Origin of the sequence: Mesorhizobium sp. C277A (assembly GCF_040324395.1) — a bacterium.
In the GTDB taxonomy this organism is placed as follows: Bacteria; Pseudomonadota; Alphaproteobacteria; order Rhizobiales; family Rhizobiaceae; genus Mesorhizobium.
In genome coordinates this window covers 488,837-512,289 of sequence record NZ_JAMYVW010000002.1, presented here as the reverse complement: position 1 = coordinate 512,289, position 23,453 = coordinate 488,837, and the positions used below count along the sequence as shown (strand labels likewise).

Genomic DNA, 23,453 nt, shown 5'->3' with positions numbered 1-23,453 from the left:
AGACACTATCGGTTCCGACAATAGCAGATCGGGGTTGGGAGCTACAGCCTGACATCGCGATATCCGCCTGCCGCGACAGTGCTGCACAGGCCGGCCCACTCGCAACCCTGGCAGGCCTCACGCGTCACGCCGGCTGCAAAGGCGGCGCGCAAGCCGGCAAGCGTTGCCGCGTCGAGGCTGAAGCGGACGCCGGCCCGGATCGGCCGGGTCAGCAGCTTGCCGACATCGCGTGCTGCCAGCTCGTCCCGGCCGGCGGCGCTTTCGCGCAAGCAGTGGGGCTGCGCCCCGCCGAGCAGCGGCTGGCAGATGTCGTCGGGGCCGGAGACGATCAGAATATCCTCGCCCCGGCCCAGACGTTTCGCGATCACGTCATAGTTGGCGACGAAGGCTGCGCTGTACCCTTCGCCGATATAGGTCAGCAGGCAAAGAAGATGGTGGGAGCGCAGCCGGACGGTCATCGGTCAGGACGCACCAGCGGAGCCTGTTCCATCCCGATGGTATCGGGATGGGGCTCCATCTCTTTGTTTGAGCATGATCTCTTCCGAAAACCGGACTCCACTTTTCGGGATCATGCTCCTGCCGGGTCCGCCTTGTTGCTCCAAAACAGCTTGAGCGTCGCGGCGCCGAGCGCCGATTTCAGCAGGCCGCCGACGAGGAAGGGCAAGAAGCCGAAGGCGATGGCCTGTTCGAGGCCGATCATGAGGGCGAGCCAGGCCGTGCCGAGAACCAGGCAGGCGAGGTTGCCGAGGACCATGCCGGCGAAGGCGAGCAGCACGCGGTTGCCGTTCCAGCCGCGCTCGGCCAGCCAGCCGACGAGCGCGCCGACAAGCGGGAAGGCGAAGAGATAACCGGCGGTCGGCCCGGCAAAATGCTGGATGCCGGCAGCTCCGCCCGACAGCACCGGCAAACCCACAGCGCCCTCGACGAGCCATGCGGCGATGGTGATCGCGCCGAGCCGCCAGCCGTAGAGCGCGCCCACCAGCGTCACCGCAAAGGTCTGCATGTTCATTGGAACCGGCAGCATCGGCACTTCCATGTAGGAGGCGAGCGCAATGGACAGCGTGCCGATGACGATGGCCGCGGCTTGCCAGGCATACGAGCGGGTTTGCAGGCGCAACGGGCTGAAGGAGGGCTTGGAGGGCGAAAAGGCGATGTCGGTCATGGCGGCTTCCCTGGCTGGTTTGAATTATAGATAATTTTGTTGTTCGATCTATTATCGAATCCATATTTGCGCGGGAATGGCAACCCTCGCCCCTAAAAAGGCTTGGGCTTGCGTGTCGAATAAAGGACATTTGGAAAGGCTGGCGGGACAGCACCCCCCTCTGGCCTGCCGGCCATCTCCCCCGCAAGTGGGGAGATCGGATGTCGCCTTTGCTTTCGCCAATGACCGACGTTGCAGGACTAACGCAACGGCAAAGCTGTTGATCTCCCCCCTTGCGGGGGAGATGTCCGGCAGGACAGAGGGGGGTGTGAAGGATCGCTACGCGCGGAATCCGACGACTTGTCCCTTCGTCCCTACCCGACGATGGCAAACGCTTCGCGCATCTTGCCCGACGCGGTCTTGACCGGTTTCTGGCCGATCCACTGAACGTGCCGGCCAAGCGTGGCCGCGGCCGATTCGGTGTTGCCTTGCCGCAGCGCGCTCAGGATCGCGCGATGATCCTGGTCGGTGCGGATTTCCCATTCCGAGCGCCAGGCGGCGAACAGGAAGCGGGCGCTTGCGGCGTGCAAATCGTCGATGGTGGCGATGAGCCGCGGCATGCCGCAGGGCGCCAGGATCAGCCGGTGGAAGGTGCGGTTGGCCTCCTCCCAAGAGCGGACATCGCGGGATTTGTCGCCGGCCTTTGTGGCTTCTTCGGCAAGGTTGAGAATGGAAGCCGTCAGATGCGGCGCGGCATGGCGCAGCGCCAGCACTTCGAGGGCTGCCCGCATTTCGGCGACTTCCCTTACCTCGCCGAGATCGAAAGCGGCGACGCGCACGCCCCGCCTGGGCTCACTGACCGCCAGCCCTTGCGCCTCCAGGCGCCGGAAGGCTTCGCGCACCGGGACATGGCTGGTCTGGAATTCCTCGGCGATGTGATCCTGCCGCAGCCGGGCGCCGGGTTCGATCGCGCCCGATATGATGCGATCCGCCAGCACCTTGCTGATGCGCACGGCGATGGTGTCGTCTGCGGTCTTTGCCATGTTTTATAGATAATTTGCGCCGCAACCGATTGTCGAGCGGTGATTGCCCGATTTTGCATGCAATCTTGCTTTGGCGCCAGGCGCGGGTCAGTTCACCCGGCTGATGCAGAAGTCGATGACGTCGATCAGCGCCGATTTCTGCGGCGTCGCTTCCAGCGGCGCCAGCGCGTCGCGGGCGATCTCGCCGAAATGGCGGGCCCGTCCGATGGTGTCGGCAATGGCGCCATGGCGGGTCATCAGGCCGATCGCCTTTTCCAGGCCGGCATCGTCGGTGACATTGTCCTCGATGGCGCGCTTCCAGAAGGTGCGCTCGGCCTTGGTGCCGCGCCGGTAGGCGAGGATGACCGGAAGCGTCACCTTGCCTTCGCGGAAATCGTCGCCGACATTCTTGCCCAGCTCCTGGCTGGAGCCGCCGTAATCCAGCGCATCGTCGATGAGCTGGAAGGCAAGGCCGAGATTCATGCCGTAGGAGCGCAATGCGGCGCGATCGTTGCGCGTCGCCGATGCGATGACCGGACCGACCTCGGCGGCAGCCGAGAACAGCGCCGCGGTCTTGGCCTTGATGACGGCGAAATGCTCGTCCTCGGTGGTATCCAGGTTCTTGGCTGCCGCCAGCTGCATCACCTCGCCCTCGGCGATGATCGAGGCGGCGCTGGACAGGATGTCGAGCGCTTCCAGCGAACCGACATCGACCATCATGCGAAAAGCCTGGCCGAGCAGGAAATCGCCGACCAGCACGCTCGCCTGGTTGCCCCAGATCATGCGGGCAGTCTTTTTGCCGCGCCGCATGCCGCTCTCGTCGACGACGTCGTCATGGAGCAGCGTGGCGGTGTGCATGAACTCGACCGCGGTGGCGAGCTTGACGTGGCCCTCGCCGGAATAGCCGAACATCTGGGCCGCCGCGAGCGTCAGCATGGGACGCAGCCTTTTGCCGCCCGACGAGATCAGATGATTGGCGACCTCCGGGATCATCTCGACGTCGGAGCCGGCCTTGGACAGGATCAGTTTGTTGACGCGCCCCATATCGGCTGCTGTCAGGTCGATGAGATCCTTGATGGAGGCGGGTTCCCGCTTCCCGTTTTCGATGTTGAGAACGACACCCACCAACAAACACTCCCGTCTTTGATCACGCGTGCGACGGCACCCTGGTCCCGCCTGGGACTCTAGGGCGGCACATACGGGCACGGCAAGAGGCGAATTGGCGCGGCTGCGGTGACGGCGTGTCAACCTTAGCGACCGCATGCCGTTGCCCGAAAACCGCTCCACACTTTTCGGCGCCATGCTCCAGCGTTTACATCAACGCTGCAACCTGCGAACTTCGTCCGATGATAGAACTCGTGCGCACCAACGATGCCGTGATCATCTCCTTTGTCGAATCGCTGATGCGCGATGCCGGGATTGCCTGCTTCGTCGCCGACCAGAACATGAGCATTCTCGAAGGGTCGATCGGTCTTTTGCAGAAGCGCGTGATGGTCGATGCCGACCAGGCCGATCAGGCGCGGCGCATCTTGAAAGACGCCGGCATCGAGAACGAAATCCGCCTGACATAATGGCTGAAGCGAGCGCGCTTACCAGCGATACGCCGGCCCACACGGTCGATGCCTTCCATCGCGGCCGCTTCTGGCTTGTCCAGCCCAGGACAGGGCATCGCGCCGGGATGGATGCCATGATGCTGGCGGCAGCAGTTTCATCCGGCTTTTCTGGACGCCTCGCCGATTTCGGCGCCGGCGCCGGTGCGGCGGGTCTCGCCGTGCTGTCGCGCTGCCCAGAGGCGCAGGTCGTGCTCGTCGAACGGTCGGCCGAGATGGCAGGCTTCGCCACAACCACGCTCGCCCATCCCGGCAATGCGCATCTCGGCAATCGCGCCTCGGTGCTGACCGCCGACGTCACGCTGTCAGGCCGGGCGCGGACGCAAGCCGGCCTCGCCGACAATTCCTTCGATTTCGTCATCATGAACCCGCCCTTCAACGCGGCGCAAGACCGCGCCACGCCAGATCCGCTGCGGCGGCAGGCGCATGTCATGGACGACGGGCTGTTCGAAAGCTGGATCCGGAGTGCGGCTGCCGTCGCCAAGCCGCGCGGGGGCCTGGCCGTCATTGCGCGGCCGGAACAGCTTGGCGACCTCCTCCATGCGCTGTCGGGCCGCTTCGGCGACGCCGAGATGCTGGCCGTGCATCCGCGCCCGGAAGCAGCCGCAATCCGCATTGTCGTCAGGGCAGCGCTCGGCGCGCGCGGCAAGCTGTCGATCCGCCCGCCTTTGATGCTGCATGGGCAAACGGGCGACGGCCCGTCGGAACGAACCGAGATGATCAACAACGGACTGGCGTCGCTGTTTGGCGATTGATTTGGGCCCGTCAGTGTCGTTGCCGCAAAACCGGCACACAGTTGGCTGAGATGGATTGCAGCATTGCCGTTGACCGGCAAATCCCTACATGCGTTGAAGCCATTTGGAGACAGCCACCTCGTGAAACGCCTTTTCAACCGCCTGCTGCCGAAATCCTGGCGATCCAGCGTCGTCACCATTCCCGTCATCAGGCTGCATGGCACCATCATGGCCGGCGGCGGCCCGTTCCGGCCGAGCCTCTCCTTGGCGTCCACCGCCGCCCTCATCGAAAAGGCGTTCCTGTTCGATGCGCCCGCCGTCGCCATTTCGATCAATTCGCCTGGCGGCTCGCCGGTGCAGTCGCGGCTGATCTTCAAGCGCATCCGCGACCTCGCGGTCGAGAAGAACAAGAAGGTGCTGGTCTTCGTCGAGGATGTGGCGGCCTCGGGCGGCTACATGATCGCGGTCGCCGGCGACGAGATCTTTGCCGATCCGTCCTCCATCGTCGGTTCGATTGGTGTCGTCTCGGCCTCGTTCGGCTTTCCCGAGTTGATGAAGAAGATCGGTGTCGAGCGCCGTGTCCACACCGCCGGCCAGAACAAGGCGGTGCTCGACCCGTTCAAGCCGGAGAAGAGGGAAGACGTCGAGCGCCTGAAGGCGCTGCAGCTGGAAGTGCACGAGACCTTCATCGACCTGGTCAGGGAACGCCGTGGCACCAAGCTGAAGGACGATCCGGACCTGTTCACCGGCCTGTTCTGGACCGGCAAGAAAGGGCTGGAGCTTGGCCTCGTCGATGCGTTGAGCGACATGCGCACGGTACTGAAAACCCGCTTCGGCGCGAAAACCCAGCTCAGGCTGGTCACCGCGCCGCGTGGCCTGTTTGGCCGCATCGGCCTGTTCGGCTCGAACTTTTCAGCGCCCGATATTGCCGCCGCCGCCGCAAGCGGCGTGATCGATGCGGCGGAAGAGCGCGCATTGTGGGCGCGCTTCGGGCTTTGAAAAAGCGGGGAAAGCGTCTAGCATAAGCGCTTGACAGTCTGCCTTGCCGCCTTGCGAGGGAGGAGCTTTGAAATGCCACAGATCATTTTCTTCGCAGTTGTCGGCGCCGCCGCTTATTTCGGCTACCGCACTTTCGTCCGCGAGGCCGAACGTGTGACCGCCAAGGTGCGGCGCACCGAAAAGCAGGCAGCCAACGGCACCAACGGCACGCTGGTCCAGGATCCCAAGACCGGCGAATACCGCTTGGCCAAGGACTGAGCATCATCCCGTCAGCAGCCGACAGTTTGGATGCCGCAGCCCGGACGTGGCTTGCGCCCGCCAAGATAAATCTGGCGCTGCACGTCACCGGCAGGCGCGCCGACGGGTATCATCTGCTTGAGAGCCTGGTCGTTTTCACCCGCTTCGGCGATAGGGTCGAGATCGAGCCTGCCGACGCCGACCGGTTCTCCGTATCGGGCCGTTACGCGACTTCCGTGCCGATCGACGACAGCAATCTGGTGGTGAAGGCGCGCGAGGCGCTGCGCAGGCAGGCCGGCCAGCAGAGCACGGCGCCGGTTGCCATCCGGCTGGAAAAGAACCTGCCGGTCGCATCCGGGGTCGGCGGCGGCTCGAGCGACGCGGCGGCGGTATTGCAGGGTCTTGTCGGGACCTGGGGGCTCGACATCGGCGAGGCCGAACTGAGCCGGATCGGTCTCACGCTCGGCGCCGACGTGCCGATGTGTCTTGCGGCAAAACCGCTGGTTGCGCGTGCCGTCGGCGACGAGCTGTCGCTGGTGCCGGATTTTCCGGCGCTCGCTTTGGTGCTGGTTAATCCCGGCGTCGCCGTCTCGACGCCTGATGTGTTCAACGCACTTGAGAAACGCGAGAATGATGGATTGCCGCCGCTGCCGCGCGCATTTGACTTCCACAGCGTCCGCAATTGGCTGGAGATCACCCGCAACGATCTTGAGCCGGCGGCGCAGGCGATCCAGCCGCCCATCGGCCGAGCGCTTTCCCTGCTGAACAGGGCCGGATCTGGATTCTCGCGCATGTCGGGGTCCGGCGCGACATGCTTCGGGCTGTTCGAGACCGGCAATGTCGCCAAGCGCGCCGCCGCCGAGATCCGCAGCCGCGAACCGGAGTGGTTTGTAGCCGTGACACGAAGCATCGCTTCGGAGGGGGCCGATGGCCAAAATTGACGAGAGCCGCCCGTTCATCCCGGTGCGCATCGCGGTGCTGGCGGTGTCCGATACGCGCAGCCTTGCCGACGACAAATCCGGCCAGACGCTGGCTGATCGCATCGCCGAGGCCGGCCATGTCCTGGCCGCGCGCGACATCGTCACCGACGACCGGGAGAAAATCCGCGACAAGGTGCTGGGCTGGTCGCGCGACAAGGAGATCGACGTCGTCATCACCACCGGCGGCACCGGCTTCACCGGCCGCGACGTGACGCCGGAGGCGCTGGAGCCGATCTTCGAGAAGCGCATGGACGGCTTTTCCGAAGTGTTCCATCGCATTTCCTACGACAAGATCGGCACCTCGACAGTGCAGAGCCGAGCGACGGGCGGCGTCGTCAACGCCACCTTCGTCTTCGTGCTGCCGGGCTCGCCCGGCGCCTGCAAGGACGCCTGGGACGGCATCCTGAAGCCGCAGCTCGACTACCGCCACATGCCCTGCAACTTCGTCGAGATCATGCCGCGCCTGGACGAGCATTTGCGGCGCGGCAAGGCCGCCTCGTAAACCAAGGCAAAGTGCCGGCAAGTGCTGCCTTTGTCAGGCAGAATGGCGGCTGGGCCTTCGAGAGGTCATTTCCTCCGGGTCGTCGGGCGGATAGTCTGTCGCCAAGTCAAGACGGAAGAGATCCAATGAACGCGCACCGCGGCGGCTGCCATTGCGGCAACATCCACCTGACGTTCGAAACGGGAATGGAGCCGGCCGAGATGGAGATCCGCGCCTGCCAGTGCGCCTTCTGCGTCCGGCATGGCTCACGCGCCGCCGCCGATCCGCAGGGCCGATTGATCGTCTCGGTCGAGGACGAGGGCCGGCTGCACCGATACCGGTTCGGATTGCGCACCGCCGACTATCTCATCTGCCGCGACTGCGGCGTCTATGTCGCTGCTGTGACCACCGACGGCGAACCGAGAGCGATCGTCATCGTCAATGCGCTGGATGACCGGCCGCGGTTCAACCGCGAGCCGGTCCCGATGGACTATGATGCCGAGAACAAAGAGGGTCGCATTGCCCGGCGGCAAGCGCGCTGGATGCCGGTCGAGATCCGCTCCGGCCTCAGCGGATGACCGGTTCGCCGTGGAAGCGGCGGCGCGAGGGCGGCGAGACGCCGAAGCCGACCTCCATCATCAGCCGTGGCGTGGTGGACGGCACGGTGCCCATGTGGAAGCCGAACGGGTCCTCGACGAAGCCGAGGCCGGCCTCGCCGGTCAGCGTGACCGGGCTGTCGTCGCCATAGACCTTGAGCACGTCTTGCGCCGGATGGCCGACCAGCAGCGTCAACTGGTGCTTGAGGCTGCGCCTGTTGTGGCTGCCTTTGACATAGACGTGCGGGCCGGTGCCGGCATCGCAGGGCTTGAGATAGAAGAAGAATTTCAGCATCCGCCAGTCGTCGAGATCGAAATGATATTTGCCGAGCGAGGCAAGGTTCTTGTCGGCGTCGGAAGCCTCGCCGGTCGGAAAGCTCCACCAGACACGCGTGGTGATCAGCTTCGCCTGCCCGCCCAGATAGTGCTCGGCGATGTCGAGCAGCAGCGGGTCGTTCTGGATGGCGAGTGCCGCCTTGCAGCCGAGGATGCGCTCGAAATAGTGTCCGCTGAGCAAAGAGCGGCCGAACCGCTTCTCGGCTTCTGCGTGTTCTCCGGGCATGAATTCGAGCCGGCGGTCGAAATTGCCGAAGCACGGCGTGCTCTGAGCGAAGCTGGCGATCTCTTCGTGGATTGCCTGCGGAAGGACCAGTCCGGAGAACAGGCCATCGGCGCGCAGCGCCGCGACGATCGACTTGAGGTCGACGCCCCTGAACATCGTCGCTCCGGCACTCTGCGCGGGGCGCGCGGCTTTGGCGCCAAGCCAGTGCAGTTTGCGCGCCGGCATGGTGCGGGCAAGCACGAACATCGGCAGCCATGCGGGATTTTCGCGCAGGTCGGACAGATAGGTCGGGATACGCACCGCAATGCGGCGGAGCAGGCTGCCGTTGCGGGCAATGGCTTCCAGACTGGGGGCGCCGGATTTGTCAGGGGACGAAAGGTTCATCGGGGTCCTCAGATATGAACGGCAGCAACGACGACGCGGCGCTTGCTTACCGCTCCGGCACTACCCAAACCCCGATATCCCGCATCAACGGAATGCTAATCCCGCGTCAGCTTTTGTGCAATGCACAATAGCTTTTTGCGGCGAAAAAGAGGGATGGTGCTGCGACCGTGCCAATGCGGATGAGACGCCGACGCTGCCCCTCATCCGCCCTTCGGGCACCCTTCTCCCTGGGAACGGGAAAAGGGAGAAACATCACTTCTTCGGCGCCAGCCAGATTTCGGCGTCGAGCCGCCTGGTGGCGAGACCGCGCGCAAGGGCTTCGGCGCTGTGCGCGTTCTTCGACAGGGCAGCGGCCTGGCGCTTGCTGATGACCAGCCCTTCGGCCAGCGCCCGGTTGCCCGAAAACACCCGTGACAGGAACGGCGTGCGGCTGCCGCGCGCACGGGAAAAGCGCGCCGGCATGGTTTGCCGCGCCGTGTGAGCGACAACGTCGTCGATCCAGCCCTCCGCCAGCCTTGCGCCGGGTTCCAGAAACAGCAGCCAGTCACCCTTCGCCTGCCTGATTCCCGCGGCAATGCCGCCGGCCACGAAGTGGCAGCCGGCATGATCGGCAACCCGATGCGTCTGGTCGGTCGAGCCGGTGTCGCAGACGATGACATCGCGCACCACGCCCTCGACCGCGCCGCCGATCAACGAGGCGAGCGTGCGGGCAAGGCCTTCTTCGTCATCCCGGGTTTCGATGAGAACGCTGAGCATTTTTAGCCGAATAGCGGAAAGCCCGGCGCAGCGCCAGTTGTGCATGGCCCAACGAAAAAGTTCTTGCTTTGTTCTCATCAGCGAAATAGGATTATTTTCATGAACAGAGCGATTCGACAGCCAGCCGACAGTCCTTGGGAAAGGGCCAAAATGGAACATATCGTGCGTGCGGACATTGCTGCTTTCGGAGCAGGGCGAGCCGAGATGGCCAATGCGATGATCGAACAGAGCGGCATGCGCGTCCGTCCGGATCGCAACCGCGGCCGTTCCGCGGGCATCAACCCGTCCGGCCGGTTCGAGCCGGTCAGCCGGCATGTGTTCGACGACGGCTGGAATTCGCTGGAGGAATTGCCGCCGTTCAAGACCGAAGTGCAGGTCGAGAAGCCGCGCACCATCATCACCCGCAACGAATCGCCCGACATTTCCTTCGACCGCTCGATCAACCCCTATCGCGGCTGCGAGCATGGCTGCGTCTATTGTTTCGCCCGGCCGACGCATTCCTTCATGGGCCTGTCGCCGGGGCTGGATTTCGAAGCGAAGCTGTTTGCCAAGCCGGATGCGGCGCGGCTGCTCGACAAGGAACTGTCGAAGGATGGCTATCAGCCGCGCACCATCGCCATCGGCACCAACACCGATCCCTACCAGCCGATCGAGAAACAATACCGGATTATGCGCGAGATCCTCGAAGTGCTGGAGGCGCGCGGCCATCCGGTCGGCATCGTCACCAAATCCCATCTGGTGACGCGCGACATCGACATCTTGTCGCGCATGGCCGAACGCGGGCTGGCCAAGGTGGCGCTGTCGGTGACGACGATGGACCGCATGCTGGCGCGCACCATGGAGCCACGCGCGTCGACGCCGACCAAGCGCCTCGAGGCGATCCGGCAGCTTTCCGATGCCGGCATCCCGGCCTCTGTCATGGTGGCGCCGATCATTCCCGGCCTGACCGACCAGGAGATGGAGCGCATCCTCGATTCGGCACGCGCCGCAGGCGCCCGCGAGGCCGGCTATGTGATCCTGCGCCTGCCGCTCGAGGTGGCGCCGATCTTCAAGGACTGGCTGCTGCGCCACTATCCCGACCGCTACCGGCACGTGATGTCGCTGATCCGTTCGATGCGCGACGGCAAGGACTATGATTCGGAATGGGGCAAGCGGATGAAAGGCGCCGGCCCCTATGCCTGGCAGATCGGCCGGCGCTTCGAGATCACGGCCAAGCGGCTCGGCCTCAACGCCGAGCGGCGCACGCTCCGAACCGACCAGTTTGTCGCCGCCGCCAAGGCGACCGAGCAGCTGATGCTGCTCTGAGAGTAGCGCCTGCCCTGCCCTCGTGGCTGTCAGGCGACCCAAGAATCCCGTCCGGCCTGTCCCCCGGCCTGCAGACGGTGCCCTCCCGGTCTTGCCCCACTCGACCCTGGAGGGACTTGCGGAGAATCGGAGCCGATGCGAACCTCGCCGCAACATGGCTCGCGCGCGTTCCGATTCTCCGCTTCTTTTCGAAATCGTCGAAAAGCCCGACTTCTCCTTCGAGACGAAGGCGATGGCCGAAGGACTGTGGCCGGTGGCAGGCATGGACGAGGCCGGCCGCGGTCCGCTGGCGGGGCCGGTGGTGGCGGCGGCCGTGATCCTCGATCCCGCCAACATTCCCGACGGGCTCGACGATTCCAAACGGCTCAACCATTTGCAGCGCGAGGCGCTGTTCCTGAAAATCCTGGGGTCAGCGCTCGGCGTGTCGATGGCCTCGGTCAGCGCCGAAGGCATTGACGGCAGCAACATCCTCAAGGCCAGCCTGGAAGCCATGCGCCGCGCCCTTGCCGGCCTGCCGATCCAGGCGAAGCTGGCGCTGGCCGATGGCCGCGATGTGCCGCCGGGCCTCCTCTGCGAAGGCCGCGCGCTGATCAAGGGCGACCAGCGCTCGCAATCGATCGCCGCCGCCTCGATCGTCGCCAAGGTGATGCGCGACCGCATGATGTGCGGCTGCGGCAGCCACCACGAACGCTACGGGTTCGAAGTCCATATGGGCTACGCCACCGTGCGGCACCGCACCGCGATCGAAGAGCATGGGCCGGTGGCACGGCTGCACCGGGCGTCATTCGCGCCGTTCAGGCTGGGTGGGGTTGAGGAAGATGGGTTTGTCGGGTTGGACAGCTAATCTCCCCTTGAGGGGGAGATGGCCGGCAGGCCAGAGGGGGGCGCCGCGCGTCAAGCGCTAGCCCTTCTTGGTCGCAGAAAGAGCGTCGCGCCTGGTCGAACGGACCCCCCTGTCGCCTTTGGCGACATCTCCCCCTCGAGGGGGGAGATCAGGCGCACCACCGCCTTCGCCAATCTCCGTCGCCGCTCAACAAAAAAGCCGCCAGGTTGCCCGGGCGGCTTGATGTCAGCGAGTTAACCCCGCTCAGTTCAGCCTGGCCTTCACGTCCTGCAGCGCGGACTTGAACAGATCCGCGCCGGCCTTGGCGTCGATCTTGCCGGCGAGCAGCGTGCGGGCCGCCTCGACGGCGATGTCGACGGCGCTGGCGCGCACTTCGGCGACGGCTTCGCGCTCGGCCTGGCCGATCTTCTGCTCGGCAAGCGCGGTGCGGCGGGTGACATAGTCTTCGGTCTTCTTGTGCGCCTCGGCGGCAAGCATGTCGGCTTCGCGCTTGGCGGCAGCGACGATGGCTGCGGCCTCCTGCTCGGCTTCCTTGCGCTTCTTCTGGTATTGGCCGAGCAGTTGCTGGGCCTCTTCGCGCAACCGGCGGGCTTCCGCAAGCTCGTCGCTGATCTTGGTCGCGCGGGCGTCGAGCGACTTGGCGATCAGGCCCGGCACCTTGATGTAAACGGCAACGCCGAGGAAAATGACGAGGGCAACCGTTGCCCAGAGCGTTGCGAGAGATGTGGCGTCCATAATGTGCTCCTCACCGGGCCACGGATTTGACCGCAGCCGAGATCTCGGCCTTGCTGGTCTTGCCGCCGACAAGCGCATCGACGATGGCTGAAGCGGTGTCCTCGGCAATCGTGCCGACTTCCTTCATGGCGTTGGCCTTGATGGAAGCAATGCTGGCCTCCGCCTCGCCGAGCTTCTTGTCGAGGGCGGCCTCGACCTTCTTGCGGGCAGCCTCGGCTTCAGCCTTGGCAGCGTCGTTGGCCTGCTGGCCGATCGCGTTGGCCTTGGCCTTGGCTTCCGCCAGTTCCTGCTCGTAAGCGGCAACGGCGGCGTCGGCCTCGCCCTTCAGCTTGGCGGCCTGGTCGAGGTCCTGCGTGATGCGATCGCTGCGGACGTCGATGATGCCGCCAAGGCGCGGCATCACCACCTTCTTCAGGAACAAATAGAACAGCCCGAACGTGATCGCCAGCCACAGAAGCTGGGACGGAAACGTCGCCGGATCGAATGGCGGGAACGTGCCGTGCGCCTCGGCAGGCACGCCGGTGCCGGAATGCGTGTCGCCTTCCGTACCGGTATGGGCGCCTTCAGCGGCGGGTGCGGACTCTTGCGCAAACGCAGATGTCACGAACATGGACTATCCCCTGATATCAGGCATGGCCGCAGGAATGCGGCCAGCCAATTCTTCCCAATGCTCGTCCGACCAATAATTGGCCGAACAGGGGCTCAGCCGAACAGGGCGAGAAGCGCGATGAGAAGCGAGAAAATGCCCAGAGCTTCGGTCACGGCGAAGCCGAAAATCAGGCGGCCGAACTGGCCATCGGCGGCCGACGGATTGCGCAGGGCGCCCGCCAGGTAGCTGCCGAAGATGTTGCCGAGGCCAATGCCCGCGCCGCCCATGCCCAGGCAAGCGATACCGGCGCCGATGTACTTTGCTGCTTCTGCGTCCATTTTAAACTCCTTTGGATCTGTAATTCGTTGCAATTCCATCCGGCGAAAGATGCCGGAAATTCTAGGTCAGTGCCCGGGATGCAGGGCGTCGTTCAGATACATGCAGGTCAGCACCGCAAAGACGTAGGCCTGCAGGAAAGCGACCAGCAATTCCAGCGCGGTCAGCGCGACTGCCATGGCCAGCGGCAACACCGAACCGGCAACGCCGACGGCGCCGAGCGCGCTCAGGCTGACGACGAAGCCCGAAAACACCTTCAGGGTGATGTGGCCGGCCAGCATGTTGGCGAACAGACGAACCGAGAGGCTGACCGGGCGCGACACGAAGGAGATCACCTCGATCAGCACCACCAGCGGTAACAGGAACACCGGAACGCCGTGCGGCACGAAGAGCTTGAGGAAGCCCAGACCGTGCTTCGTGAAGCCGTAGACAACGACGGTTCCGATCACCAGGGCTGCGAGGCCGAAGGTGACGATGATGTGGCTGGTGACGGTGAAGAAGTAGGGGAAAAGGCCAAGCAGGTTGGCGACCAGCACGAACATGAACAGCGAGAACACGAATGGGAAGAACTTCATGCCCTGCGTTCCGGCGGCGTCGCGCAGCATGTTGGAGACGAACTCGTAGCCCATTTCCGAAACCGACTGCAGGCGCCCGGGAACAAGGCTGCGGCTGGAGGTCGAGAGGTACAGAAACGCCGATGCGACGAGCACGGTCGCGACCATGAACAGGGACGAATTGGTGAAGGACAGGTCATAGCCTCCGATATTGATCGGAATCAGCTTGACGATATGGAACTGGTGGATCGGATCGACCTTGTCAGCAGCCATTTACATCCCCGTCAAAACCGCGAGCGGCCTTAAGTGTCCTTGTGCGCCATTGGCGGCGCGCCATTTCATTCTTTCGGATCGTGCGACTTCTCGCTTTTTCCGAATTCCGCCACAACACCTGACGAACGCAGGACATTGAGCACGCCGGCGCCAAAGCCCAGCAACAAGCCGACGACCAGACCCCATGGCGAGGTTCCCGCCACGCGATCCAGAAACCAGCCAAGGCCCACACCCACCACTATCCCGGCGATGAACTCGCTGGACAGCTTGAGCGCCTGGCCATATCCGGCCGTCGCTTTCGCGCCGTCATTCCCCTCGAGCTGATCCGGCCGTCTTGTCGCAAGCGATGCTCCAAGCTCACGCCGGCGGCGTTCGAGATCTTCGTCGCGGATGTCGGCCTCGTGCTTGCTGCCGCGGCCGGTTTCTCCGGTTCCGTCTGGCCCGTTCTTGTCGGCCATCGTAACCCCCCTGCCCGGTCAGACCGTCACCGTCCGTCCGCTTCTAAAGTCGCCGGCAACATAGTTAGAGGGTTTGCGCCCGTCAAGCCACGGGCGGGACTTCAAAGCCATGTATTTTTTCTATTGGAATCAATTACTTGGCGAGGTGCGACATCGTGCCCGGCACTATCGGGTCGGCACATGCCCCGAATCCGTCCGGCGACCGCTGTCCGATTTCGGCTTCCAGGGCCTTGCGGTTCGTTTGCGACAGGCAAGCCGAAGGGCTCAGCTCCAGCCGCCGCCATAGGTGCGGTAGAAGATATGCAGGCCGATCTTGGTCATCTTCTGCATCGTGCGCGCCCAGCCCGGATGGACGTAGTTGGCGTAGTAGTGGGTCGATGAGCCGACTTCGGGAATGAATATCTTGCCGGCGGTGACCGCCATCGCGACGTCCTGCGCGGTCTTGTAATGGGCGGGGCTCTCGATGCGCTTCTTGCGGCCGTCGCAGGCGAAGGAGAACTGGCAGCGGTTCAGCCAGTTGTCGTTCTGGTAGACGACGCCGCAAATCGAGTTCGGATAGGCCGGATTGCGGACGCGGTTGAGAATGACCTGCGCGACGGCGGCCTGGCCGCGCACGGATTCGCCGCGCGCCTCGAAATAGATGCCGTTGGCGAGGCAGGCCTGCTCCTTCGTGGAGAAGACGCTGGCCGGCAGCGGGTTCTGGATCCACGAGTGGTCACCCTTGGCCATCGGCGGAATGAAGCGCCCGCTGCTCGGCTCCTCGTCCTGCAGCAGCGCTTCGAAGGGTGAGGCCTTGGCGTAATCGGGTTCGGCCTGGGCATAGGCGGTGGCCAGCACGTCCGGTCTGTCATTGTTGACCAACGCGGCAAGCATGGCCGGCACGCCGGGATCGGGCTTCTTGTCCACGTTGGTGTGGAAGGCCTGGGCGATCTGGATTTCCTTGCCCTTGATGCCGGGCTTGGCGAAGGCGAGCTTCAGGCCGCTGTCCATGCTCGGCCGCAGCAGCGAGGACGTGCGCTGAAAGATCGAGCCGGCATTGAAGTTCTTCGGCGGCGCCACCGGCGAGACCTGGATGATGCGGCCCTTCTTGTCGGCGCGCATGATGCGGTCCTCGTCGGGCGTGATGCCGGCGACATTGCCCTTGCCGCGAAACGAGACCTTGCCGACGCCGGGCAGGCGCACGCCCGAACCCGAGAGCGAACCGGTGGTGACGGAATCGATGAAAGGCATTTCGGCGGCATGAACCGAGCCGGCGACGGAGCGCTCGACATAAGAGTTCCAGCGGGTGCCCGAGGCTTCGAGGCCGGAAATCAAGCTGCCCATGTCCTGGTAGGCGACGACAGTTGGAAAGCCGATCCAGATGCCGAGCCCGATGACCAATGGCGATACGAAGGAACGTTTTTTCTCACCGGCGGCGGCGGCCAGCCGCTTCAGGACACGTCGATGCACGGGGAACTCTCCAGAAACGCCACTGAGCCACTGGAGAGCCAAAGTGAAGCATTAACCTTGATGCGGGGTTAACGCGGTTGATCGTGTTTTTCCGAAGCGGCCCCAAATGGGACGCCGCTTGCAGGCCGGCCAACCCGTCAGTTCGGCCGCAGGAAAATTGGCCATGCAATCATGGCGCAGAGCGCGCCCACCAGCCAGACGCCAGGCCACGACCAGATGAGCAGCAAAGCCGGAATGGCGGTCGGCACCACGAAGAAGGCGATGAAGACGAAGCTGTTGGCAAGACCGAGCGCGGTTCCGGCGCGGCTGGCGCCGGCAAGCGTGGCGAGTTCGGTGTAGGCGACGCCATGCCAGGCGGAGACCGAAATGCCGGCAACGACCAGCAGCACGTCGATCGCCGGGATCAACGCGGCATGGGCGTCTGGCGTGGCTCCTGCCGCCAGGACCAGCAGGCAGACGGCCGCGAAGCCAAGCGCGCTCGTCATGCTGCAGAGGCGCAGGAACCAGCGGCGGTTGCCATGGCGGTCGGTGAAGCGGCCGCTCCAGACGCGCATCACCATCGCGCCGGTCTGCACCGCGGCAAGGCTGGCGCTGATCGTGAGCGTGGCCATGCCGGCGAAATCGTGCAGGAAGACGGAGGCGAAGGTGAGCACCGCCACTTGCGGAAAGCAGAGCAGGCCGATGGCGGTGGCGATGCGCCAGACCTCGACATTGCGCAGCGGCGCCGGACCGCCCGACTTTGCCATGGCCATGCTGCCGGCATTGTCCAGTTCCGGCGGCTGGTGCAGCCATCGCCAGGCAAACAGCGCAGAGACGGCGTTCATGGCGGCCAGCAGCCCGAAGACCGCCGCGAAACCGTGCACCGATGCCAGCGACGGCAGGACCAGCGCGCCGAGCCCGCCGCCGAGCGGCACCGCGGTCTGCCTGATGCTCATGGCAAAGCCACGTTCGCCTTCGTGGAACCAGGCCATGATGGCGCGGCCGCTGGAACCGTTGACGCTGCCGCCGAGCAGGCCGGTGACCAGAAGGCATGCGGCCAGCATTGCGACGCCAGGCACATAGGTCACTGAGGGCACGATGAACAACGCCATCAGGGCGAGCCACGCCGCGGTCGCACCAAGGCCGGTCAATAGCACGCCGCGATCGCCCCAGCGGTCGGTGAGCAGACCCCAGGGCAGTTCGCTCAAGGCAACGCCCAGTCCGAGAAGACCGAGGACCAGGCCGAGATTGCCATTGCTCAAGTGATAGCCCGACCGCAGAAACACCGCCGCCGCCGGTATGCCGGCGAAGGTGGCGGAGAAACTGGCATTGGCGGCAACGCCGATGCCAAGCACCTTCCAGCGATGATTGGCGCGAAATCGTTCAGCCTTCGACGTGACGGCGGCGGCTCGGCCAACCCGGCCTGGCTCACAATTTGCGTCGGCAATCGACATGGCGGGACTCCTGTTGATGCCCTTTCGGGACCTTGACGCCTCGTCTTTACCGCCATAACTTCATCCCGAATATCGGGAAGTTTTTGACAATTGTTCCCGAAAAACAGGATCGTTGTGATGCGCCGCGTAACCTTCGACCTCGATGTCCTCCGAAGCTTCGTCACCGGCATGGAACTCGGCAGCTTCGCCAAGGCCGCCGACCGGCTTGGACGCTCGACCTCGGCGGTGAGCGCGCAACTGAAGAAGTTGGAGGACCAGGCGGCGACGCCGATCTTCCGCAAGTCGGGCCGCGGACTGGCGTTGACCGAAGCCGGCGAAACCATGCTCGGCTATGCCAGGCGGCTGCTCGAGTTGAACGACGAGGCGGCCTCGGCCATCCGCGACGTGGAACTGGAAGGCTGGGTCAGGCTCGGCCTGCAGGAGGATTTCGGCGAGGCGGTGCTGCCGGAGGTGCTCGGACGCTTCGCCCGCGCGCACCCCAAGGTCAAGATCGAGGCGCGGATCGGGCGCAGCTATGAACTCGCCGAGCGGATCACATCAGGCAATCTCGACATTGCGCTGGCCTGGGACAGCGGCCAGGCGCTGCCTTACAGCCGGCATGTCGGCGACGCGCAATTGCGCTGGATCGGGCCGGCAAAGCTGATCGAGACCAGGCTACGCGAGGGCGAGGCACTGCCGCTGGTGGCGCTGGAAGCGCCATGCCTGCTGCGCACAGTGACGACGGAAACGCTCGACCGCGCCGGCCTGCCATGGCGGATGGCCTTCTCCAGCCCCAGCCTTGGCGGCATCTGGGCGGCGGTCGCCGCCGGCCTCGGCCTGACCATCCGCACGGATATCGGCCTGCCGGCCAATGTCAGGACGATGGCACCGCAAACGTTGGGCTTACCCCCGCTGCCAACCATGGCGCTGGTGATGCACCAGAAAGACGCCGAACTGGACCCGGTGGCGACGCGGCTGGCGGATATTTTGTGGCAGGCGGCGGTGGCGGCGCTGCCGCAGGACGAGCGGTTGAGAGAGGTCGCTTAGACGCGGTGATCACCCGGTGTCGCGTTCCGTCACACCCCCCTCTGTCCTGCCGGACATCTCCCCCTCAAGGGCCCTCAAGGGGGGAGATTGCTGTCATCAACGCTTTCGCCAATTTTTGATCTTGCAAGGTGAGAACGGCCGCAGCGGCTGCTGATCTCCCCCCTTGAGGGGGATGCCCGGCAGGGCAGAGGGGGGTGCTGCCCCGCCAATCTTGCGGAGAATTTCGCAACCGTCACCGCTCACTTGCGCTTGTTCGCTCTCCCCGCGAACGGGTTGTCCGAAGTCCGCAGCGCTATCCTGATCGGCACGCCGGGCATGTCGAAGGCTTCGCGCAGGCTGTTGGAGAGGTAGCGGACATAGGATTGCGGCATCGCGTCGGGCCGCGAGCACTGGACGACGAAACCCGGCGGCCGGGTCTTGGCCTGGGTGACGTATTTGACCTTGAGCCGGCGGCCGGCGACGGCGGGTGGCGGGTGATGCGCCAGAATGCTTTCCAGCCAACGGTTGAGCTTGCCGGTGGAAACGCGGCTGTTCCACACCTTGTGCGTCTTGATGACGGCATCCATCAGCTTGTCGAGGCTGCGCCCGGTCTCGGCCGAAACGGTCACCGCCTGGATGCCGCGCACCTGCGGCAAAAGCCGTGTGGTCTTTTCGCGCAGTTCCGCCAGCAGTTCCTGCGGATTGTCGATCAGGTCCCATTTGTTGAAGGCGATGACCGGCGCCCTGCCTTCGCGGATGATCAGGTCGGCGATCTGCAGGTCCTGCTTCTCGAACGGGATGGTGGCGTCGAGCACGATGATGACGATCTCGGCAAAGCGGATGGCGCGCAGGCCGTCCTGCACCGACATCACTTCCAGCTTCTCGTGGATCCTGGCCTTGCGCCGCATGCCGGCAGTGTCGAACAGTCTTAGGCGACGGCCATGCCAGTCCCAGTCGACGGAGATGGAATCGCGGGTGATGCCGGCTTCCGGGCCGGTCAACAGCCGCTCCTCGCCGATCAGCGCGTTGATCAGCGTCGACTTGCCGGCATTGGGCCGGCCGACGACGGCAATGCGCATCGGCTTGGTGTCGTCATAGGCGGGTTCGGCGTCGGGATCGGTGATGTCCTCGCCGATCAGCACCTCGCTGGCGGCGACGTCCTCGGCCTCATCTTCTTCCTCGCCGAAGGCGCGGTCTTTGCCCAGCGCCTTGATCACCGCGTCGCGCAGATCGGGCATGCCCTGGCCATGCTCGGCCGAGACTGGGATCGGCTCGCCCAAGCCCAGTTCCCAGGCTTCAAGCATGCCGCCCTGGGCGCCCTTGGCCTCGGCCTTGTTGGCGACCAGCACGACCGGCTTGCCGGACTTGCGCACGATTTCGGCAAAGGTCCGGTCGTCGGGCAGCAGGCCGGACTTGGCGTCGATGGTGAAGAAGATCAGGTCGGCCTCGCGGATGGCGATCTCGGTCTGCGCGCGCATGCGGCCGGGCAGCGTCGAAGCGGCGGCGTCCTCGAAGCCGGCGGTGTCGATGACATCGAAATGCAAATCGTAGAGTTTTGCCGCGTGGACGCGACGGTCGCGGGTGACGCCCGGCGTGTCGTCGACAAGCGCCAGCTTCCGTCCCACCAGCCGGTTGAAAAGCGTCGATTTGCCGACGTTGGGACGGCCGATAATGGCGACTTTGAAGCTCATCCGGCCCTACAATCCGTCATCCATCGCCCAAAACCGCAGCGCATTTTGGGCGATGCGTATCATGACGCGCCCGAGCCGCGGATCAGTTCGGACATCAGCGTCGCCCGCTGGCGCGCATTGCGCGGGGCGCCGTCATCGGCGGCGATCTGGTCGAACAGTTTCAGCGCATCCTGGGTCTTGCCTTCTTTCCAGGCGGCAAGGCCGAGCGCTTCGCGCGCCGTGTGGCGTAGCGTGTTGTTGTCGGCGGTCAGCGCCTCGACGCGGCTGGAAACGTCGGCGAAGGAGCCGTGATCGACGAGCAGCAGGGCGGCCCGCAGGCGCGCCATGTCGCGAATGCCCTGGGGAATGGCGGTGTCGGCGGCGACGCCATCGAAATCCGCGACGGCAGCGGCAAAGTCGCCCTTGTCGGCCTTGACGGTTGCCGCGCGCATGCGGGCGAGCAGCGGATAGGCGCCGTAGCCGTCCTTTTCCAGCTGTTCGAGGGCGGTCAGCGACTCGTCGCTCTTGCCGTCATTGGCAAGCTTCAGCGCCTGCGAAAACGCATCGCCCGAGCGGTTGGCGCGGGTCTCGTCCCAATAGCGGTAGCCGACGAAGGCAGCGGTGCCGAGCACCACCAGGACGGCGAGGACAAGGATCGCCGGGCCGAAACGATCCCACAGCACCTGCGCCTTTTCGCGACGGATCTCGTCGTTGACTTCGCGGATAAAACTGTCGTCGGACATCAATCAAAACCATTGCTGCCCCAACAGGGGCGCTTCTTGAGCCCGCGTTTTAGCGAAATTTCGCGGGCATGGAAGGGGCTCGGCAGGAAAATCGGCTAATCGCCGGGCGCATAGCTCCCGACATTGATCGCACCCACGCCACATTTTGCCGATAGCCGGCTTGGACTGCCTCCAGATCAAGCCCAGATTGCCGATGCCACGTTTGTCCCGCGTTGTTGCGTTTTCCTCAGCCGTGCTTGCCATGGCGGGCACTGCTTTCGCCGACCCGCCGGCGCCGCCTGCCCCGGCAAAGCCGAAGCAAATCGTCATCATCTCGTTCGACAGCGCCCGGGAGATCTCGCAATGGCAGCGCAGCCGGGCACTGGCCAAGCGCACCGGCGCGCATTTCACCTACTTTCTGTCCTGCGTGTTCCTGTTGTCGCAGCAGACGCGCGCCGAATACACCGCGCCGGGCAAGTCCGCGGGCAAATCCAACATCGGTTTTGCCGCCTCGAAACAGGAAGTAGCCGATCGGCTCGACCAGATCGGGCTTGCCGCGGCGGAGGGCCACGACATCGCCAGCCATGGCTGCGGCCACTTCGACGGCAAGGACTGGAGCAAGGCCGACTGGCTGAAGGAATTCGCCTCGTTCGGGCACATTCTGGAGAACGCCTATGCGATCAACGGCATTGCGCCCGAGCCGGCAGGCTGGCGCGCTATCGCCCATGCCGTTGTCGGCTTTCGCGCACCCTACCTCTCGACCGGCAAAGGGCTCTACGAGGCCCTGGGTGAAGCCGGCTACCACTATGACGCCAGCGGCGTTTCGAATGGCCCGGTCGAGCCGCCGACCGGCGGCGGCCTGACCCGCTTTTCGCTGCCACAGATCCCGGAAGGCCCGAATTCAAGGCCGGTGATCGCCATGGACTACAATCTCTATGTCCGGCATTCCGGCGGCTTCGAGCGGCCGAGCCAGGCAGCCGAGTTCAGCGATCGGACCTACCAGGCCTTCCGCGCCGCCTTCGACAAGCAATATCAGGGCAAGCGCATCCCGCTGGTGCTGAGCTTCCACTTCACCCTGATGAATGACGGCGCCTATTGGAATGCGCTTGAGCGCTTTGCCGACGAGACCTGCGTCAAAGCCAATGTCGAGTGCATCAGCTTCCGCGATTATGTGCAGAGGCAGCGTGGCGGCGACAGACAGGCGGCGGTGGGCGGCTGAGCCGCCCACTTCGTTCAATCGTCAAAGCTCGGTTTACGCCGGATCTTCGGCGCTCTGCCGCTCAAGGTAACGTTGATCGATGGGCGGCAGCGGCTCGCCTTGCAGTGTCGCTTCGAAGGCGCGCAAGCGTTTGTGAACCGACTGGAGTTCAACGATGGTCGACCAGGAATTGATCAAAAACTGGAGCGATCCCGTCACTCGCCCGAAGGCGTTGGATATCTGGCTGAGCGATCCAAAGGTTATCTTGTGCGCGATAAAGGACGGGGCGAGAATAATAAAGGAGAATATATTATCTGCCTGAAGAAAGGTGTAACGCACGACGTTGAAGTAGATGTAATGAAAATATAGGCGGAAATAGTTCTTCCGCACATTATCGAACAGTTCCGTCGTTGTTTCCGGCTGAGCACGGTCCTCGTGGTCCTCGCCATAGACGAGTTCCTTGCGATAGGCTGCCTCGACGCGCTGGTTGCGAAATTGCAAGCCCGGGAGTTTGACGCCGGCAAGCATTACGGCGAGCGTCCCAAAAAGGCACCAGCCGATCGCCGCTACGACAAGCGGCTGGGGTACAGCGCCGATGATTGGCAATTCGGTAATATGCTGTTGCAGAGCGACCATGACCGGCAGGAAGGCGATGAGCGTCATGATGGACTGGACGAAGGTCGCTCCTAGATCTTCCATGATCTGGGAGAAACGCATCGTATCTTCCTGGATACGCTGTGACGCGCCCTCGATGTGGCGAAGCCGTCCCCAATTGGCCATGAAATGGCCGTTCATCGCCATGCGCCAACGGAAGACCCAGTGGCTGACAATGAAGGCATTGACGACCGATACATTCATGCCGATCAACGCCAGCCAGACAAAGCTGGATTGTCCAGCATAAAATTCGCCGACAGTGGATTCAATCTTTCCTGACATCAGCCCTTGGACGTAGTCGAAGAATGGCCCGTACCAGGCGTTGACCGCGACGCTGATCTGCACATTGAAATAGATGAGGAACAGGATGATCGCGGTGACCAGGATCGACCAATTTTGCCATGGATGCGGCGAATACCAAGCCCAGAACGCGTAGAAGGCGGCCACGAAAAACGCGAAATAGACATAAAACCACAGAAATGGGAGCGACCAGAACACAGAGATGTCGCCGATGGCCGGCGCGTCGGCCGCCGCAGGCGGCAAGCCGATGTTTGCGCCCAGCTGCTGGCCGCCGAAGAACCAAAACAGGATGCCGAAAAGGCTCCAGACGGCGGCCGAGGTGAAAAACAGCTTCGGCTGCGGGAAGAAGGATACGAACACTGTGGCGAATTCCTCGGTCGGTGCGCAAATCAGCGGGGTTGCTGGTTAGGGGCATAAAGTCACACA

27 protein-coding genes are annotated in these 23,453 nt (G+C 64.1%); 11 read left to right on the top strand and 16 right to left on the bottom strand.

Going from position 1 to position 23,453, the window contains the following annotated elements:
- Nucleotides 1-41: 41 nt before the first annotated feature.
- The 4 genes from NKK52_RS02455 to NKK52_RS02440 all read right to left on the bottom strand — a co-directional run bounded on the left by NKK52_RS02455 (nucleotide 42) and on the right by NKK52_RS02440 (nucleotide 3,288).
- Nucleotides 42-458 (bottom strand): DUF1284 domain-containing protein, encoded by a 417-nt coding sequence (locus NKK52_RS02455; RefSeq protein ID WP_023684368.1) that lies wholly within the window; start codon nucleotides 456-458, stop codon nucleotides 42-44.
- Nucleotides 459-568: 110 nt separating this feature from the next.
- A complete protein-coding gene (locus tag NKK52_RS02450; RefSeq protein WP_023684369.1) occupies nucleotides 569-1,162 on the bottom strand; it encodes a biotin transporter BioY in 594 nt (197 codons plus the stop codon).
- 353 nt (nucleotides 1,163-1,515) lie between these two features.
- A complete protein-coding gene (locus tag NKK52_RS02445) occupies nucleotides 1,516-2,184 on the bottom strand; it encodes a GntR family transcriptional regulator (RefSeq protein ID WP_023687112.1) in 669 nt (222 codons plus the stop codon).
- Between the two features lie 87 nt (nucleotides 2,185-2,271).
- On the bottom strand, nucleotides 2,272-3,288 hold the full coding sequence (locus tag NKK52_RS02440; protein ID WP_023668471.1) for a polyprenyl synthetase family protein: 1,017 nt from the start codon (nucleotides 3,286-3,288) through the stop codon (nucleotides 2,272-2,274).
- Between the two features lie 221 nt (nucleotides 3,289-3,509).
- Here NKK52_RS02440 and NKK52_RS02435 point away from each other — a divergent pair, with 221 nt between their 5' ends.
- The 7 genes from NKK52_RS02435 to NKK52_RS02405 all read left to right on the top strand — a co-directional run bounded on the left by NKK52_RS02435 (nucleotide 3,510) and on the right by NKK52_RS02405 (nucleotide 7,782).
- Nucleotides 3,510-3,734: a putative signal transducing protein gene (locus NKK52_RS02435; RefSeq protein WP_023684371.1), complete on the top strand. Its 225-nt coding sequence runs from the start codon at nucleotides 3,510-3,512 to the stop codon at nucleotides 3,732-3,734.
- Entirely contained in the window at nucleotides 3,734-4,528 is a 795-nt protein-coding gene (locus NKK52_RS02430) for a tRNA1(Val) (adenine(37)-N6)-methyltransferase (RefSeq protein WP_023684372.1), read from the top strand. Before NKK52_RS02435 ends, NKK52_RS02430 begins: the two co-directional genes overlap by 1 nt.
- Nucleotides 4,529-4,648: 120 nt before the next feature.
- Entirely contained in the window at nucleotides 4,649-5,506 is an 858-nt protein-coding gene (locus NKK52_RS02425) for a S49 family peptidase (protein WP_023668474.1), read from the top strand.
- Nucleotides 5,507-5,578: 72 nt separating this feature from the next.
- Nucleotides 5,579-5,764, top strand: a complete 186-nt coding sequence (locus NKK52_RS02420; protein WP_023668475.1) for a membrane protein — start codon at nucleotides 5,579-5,581, stop codon at nucleotides 5,762-5,764.
- Nucleotides 5,765-5,790: 26 nt separating this feature from the next.
- Nucleotides 5,791-6,684: a 4-(cytidine 5'-diphospho)-2-C-methyl-D-erythritol kinase gene (locus NKK52_RS02415; protein ID WP_023684373.1), complete on the top strand. Its 894-nt coding sequence runs from the start codon at nucleotides 5,791-5,793 to the stop codon at nucleotides 6,682-6,684.
- Entirely contained in the window at nucleotides 6,671-7,225 is a 555-nt protein-coding gene (moaB, locus tag NKK52_RS02410) for a molybdenum cofactor biosynthesis protein B (RefSeq protein ID WP_023684374.1), read from the top strand. The genes NKK52_RS02415 and moaB overlap by 14 nt, the downstream gene beginning before the upstream one ends.
- Nucleotides 7,226-7,350: 125 nt before the next feature.
- Entirely contained in the window at nucleotides 7,351-7,782 is a 432-nt protein-coding gene (locus NKK52_RS02405; protein WP_023684375.1) for a GFA family protein, read from the top strand.
- On the opposite strand, the gene NKK52_RS02400 is transcribed toward NKK52_RS02405, so the two are convergent.
- Together NKK52_RS02400 and NKK52_RS02395 are read right to left on the bottom strand one after the other, a co-directional pair.
- Nucleotides 7,772-8,746 (bottom strand): hypothetical protein, encoded by a 975-nt coding sequence (locus tag NKK52_RS02400; RefSeq protein ID WP_023684376.1) that lies wholly within the window; start codon nucleotides 8,744-8,746, stop codon nucleotides 7,772-7,774. The two genes, NKK52_RS02405 and NKK52_RS02400, sit on opposite strands and share 11 nt — an antisense overlap.
- Nucleotides 8,747-8,998: 252 nt before the next feature.
- Nucleotides 8,999-9,502, bottom strand: a complete 504-nt coding sequence (locus tag NKK52_RS02395; RefSeq protein WP_023684377.1) for a glycosyltransferase — start codon at nucleotides 9,500-9,502, stop codon at nucleotides 8,999-9,001.
- A 150-nt stretch (nucleotides 9,503-9,652) separates the two neighbouring features.
- Here NKK52_RS02395 and NKK52_RS02390 point away from each other — a divergent pair, with 150 nt between their 5' ends.
- Nucleotides 9,653-10,807: a PA0069 family radical SAM protein gene (locus NKK52_RS02390; RefSeq protein WP_023684378.1), complete on the top strand. Its 1,155-nt coding sequence runs from the start codon at nucleotides 9,653-9,655 to the stop codon at nucleotides 10,805-10,807.
- A gap of 154 nt (nucleotides 10,808-10,961) precedes the next feature.
- On the top strand, nucleotides 10,962-11,651 hold the full coding sequence (gene rnhB, locus NKK52_RS02385) for a ribonuclease HII (RefSeq protein ID WP_023684379.1): 690 nt from the start codon (nucleotides 10,962-10,964) through the stop codon (nucleotides 11,649-11,651).
- Nucleotides 11,652-11,894: 243 nt separating this feature from the next.
- On the opposite strand, the gene NKK52_RS02380 is transcribed toward rnhB, so the two are convergent.
- From NKK52_RS02380 to NKK52_RS02350, 7 genes are all read right to left on the bottom strand, one after another.
- On the bottom strand, nucleotides 11,895-12,386 hold the full coding sequence (locus tag NKK52_RS02380) for a F0F1 ATP synthase subunit B (protein ID WP_023668483.1): 492 nt from the start codon (nucleotides 12,384-12,386) through the stop codon (nucleotides 11,895-11,897).
- Nucleotides 12,387-12,396: 10 nt separating this feature from the next.
- Nucleotides 12,397-12,996, bottom strand: a complete 600-nt coding sequence (locus tag NKK52_RS02375; protein WP_023684380.1) for a F0F1 ATP synthase subunit B — start codon at nucleotides 12,994-12,996, stop codon at nucleotides 12,397-12,399.
- Nucleotides 12,997-13,088: 92 nt separating this feature from the next.
- Nucleotides 13,089-13,313: a F0F1 ATP synthase subunit C gene (locus tag NKK52_RS02370; protein ID WP_006206606.1), complete on the bottom strand. Its 225-nt coding sequence runs from the start codon at nucleotides 13,311-13,313 to the stop codon at nucleotides 13,089-13,091.
- A gap of 66 nt (nucleotides 13,314-13,379) precedes the next feature.
- Nucleotides 13,380-14,138, bottom strand: coding sequence for a F0F1 ATP synthase subunit A (locus NKK52_RS02365; protein WP_023668485.1), 759 nt, complete (start codon nucleotides 14,136-14,138; stop codon nucleotides 13,380-13,382).
- A gap of 65 nt (nucleotides 14,139-14,203) precedes the next feature.
- Entirely contained in the window at nucleotides 14,204-14,596 is a 393-nt protein-coding gene (locus NKK52_RS02360; protein ID WP_023668486.1) for an AtpZ/AtpI family protein, read from the bottom strand.
- A gap of 264 nt (nucleotides 14,597-14,860) precedes the next feature.
- Nucleotides 14,861-16,045: a cell wall hydrolase gene (locus NKK52_RS02355; RefSeq protein ID WP_023668487.1), complete on the bottom strand. Its 1,185-nt coding sequence runs from the start codon at nucleotides 16,043-16,045 to the stop codon at nucleotides 14,861-14,863.
- A gap of 137 nt (nucleotides 16,046-16,182) precedes the next feature.
- Nucleotides 16,183-17,478, bottom strand: coding sequence for an MFS transporter (locus NKK52_RS02350; protein ID WP_023716384.1), 1,296 nt, complete (start codon nucleotides 17,476-17,478; stop codon nucleotides 16,183-16,185).
- A gap of 117 nt (nucleotides 17,479-17,595) precedes the next feature.
- Between NKK52_RS02350 and NKK52_RS02345 the strand changes: the two genes are divergently transcribed.
- On the top strand, nucleotides 17,596-18,504 hold the full coding sequence (locus NKK52_RS02345; RefSeq protein ID WP_023684382.1) for a LysR substrate-binding domain-containing protein: 909 nt from the start codon (nucleotides 17,596-17,598) through the stop codon (nucleotides 18,502-18,504).
- Between the two features lie 239 nt (nucleotides 18,505-18,743).
- Here NKK52_RS02345 and der read toward each other — a convergent pair whose 3' ends face one another.
- The gene (der, locus tag NKK52_RS02340) at nucleotides 18,744-20,174 is read right to left on the bottom strand and encodes a ribosome biogenesis GTPase Der (protein WP_023684383.1); all 1,431 of its coding nucleotides are present in this window, start codon (nucleotides 20,172-20,174) and stop codon (nucleotides 18,744-18,746) included.
- 59 nt (nucleotides 20,175-20,233) lie between these two features.
- The gene (locus NKK52_RS02335) at nucleotides 20,234-20,896 is read right to left on the bottom strand and encodes a tetratricopeptide repeat protein (protein WP_023668491.1); all 663 of its coding nucleotides are present in this window, start codon (nucleotides 20,894-20,896) and stop codon (nucleotides 20,234-20,236) included.
- A gap of 193 nt (nucleotides 20,897-21,089) precedes the next feature.
- On the opposite strand from NKK52_RS02335, the gene NKK52_RS02330 reads away from it, so the two are divergent.
- Nucleotides 21,090-22,094 carry a polysaccharide deacetylase family protein gene (locus NKK52_RS02330; RefSeq protein WP_031198580.1) on the top strand — a complete coding sequence of 335 codons (1,005 nt, stop codon included), beginning with the start codon at nucleotides 21,090-21,092 and terminating at the stop codon, nucleotides 22,092-22,094.
- A 33-nt stretch (nucleotides 22,095-22,127) separates the two neighbouring features.
- Here NKK52_RS02330 and sbmA read toward each other — a convergent pair whose 3' ends face one another.
- Entirely contained in the window at nucleotides 22,128-23,387 is a 1,260-nt protein-coding gene (gene sbmA / locus NKK52_RS02325) for a peptide antibiotic transporter SbmA (RefSeq protein WP_023684385.1), read from the bottom strand.
- Between the last annotated feature and the right edge of the window lie 66 nt (nucleotides 23,388-23,453).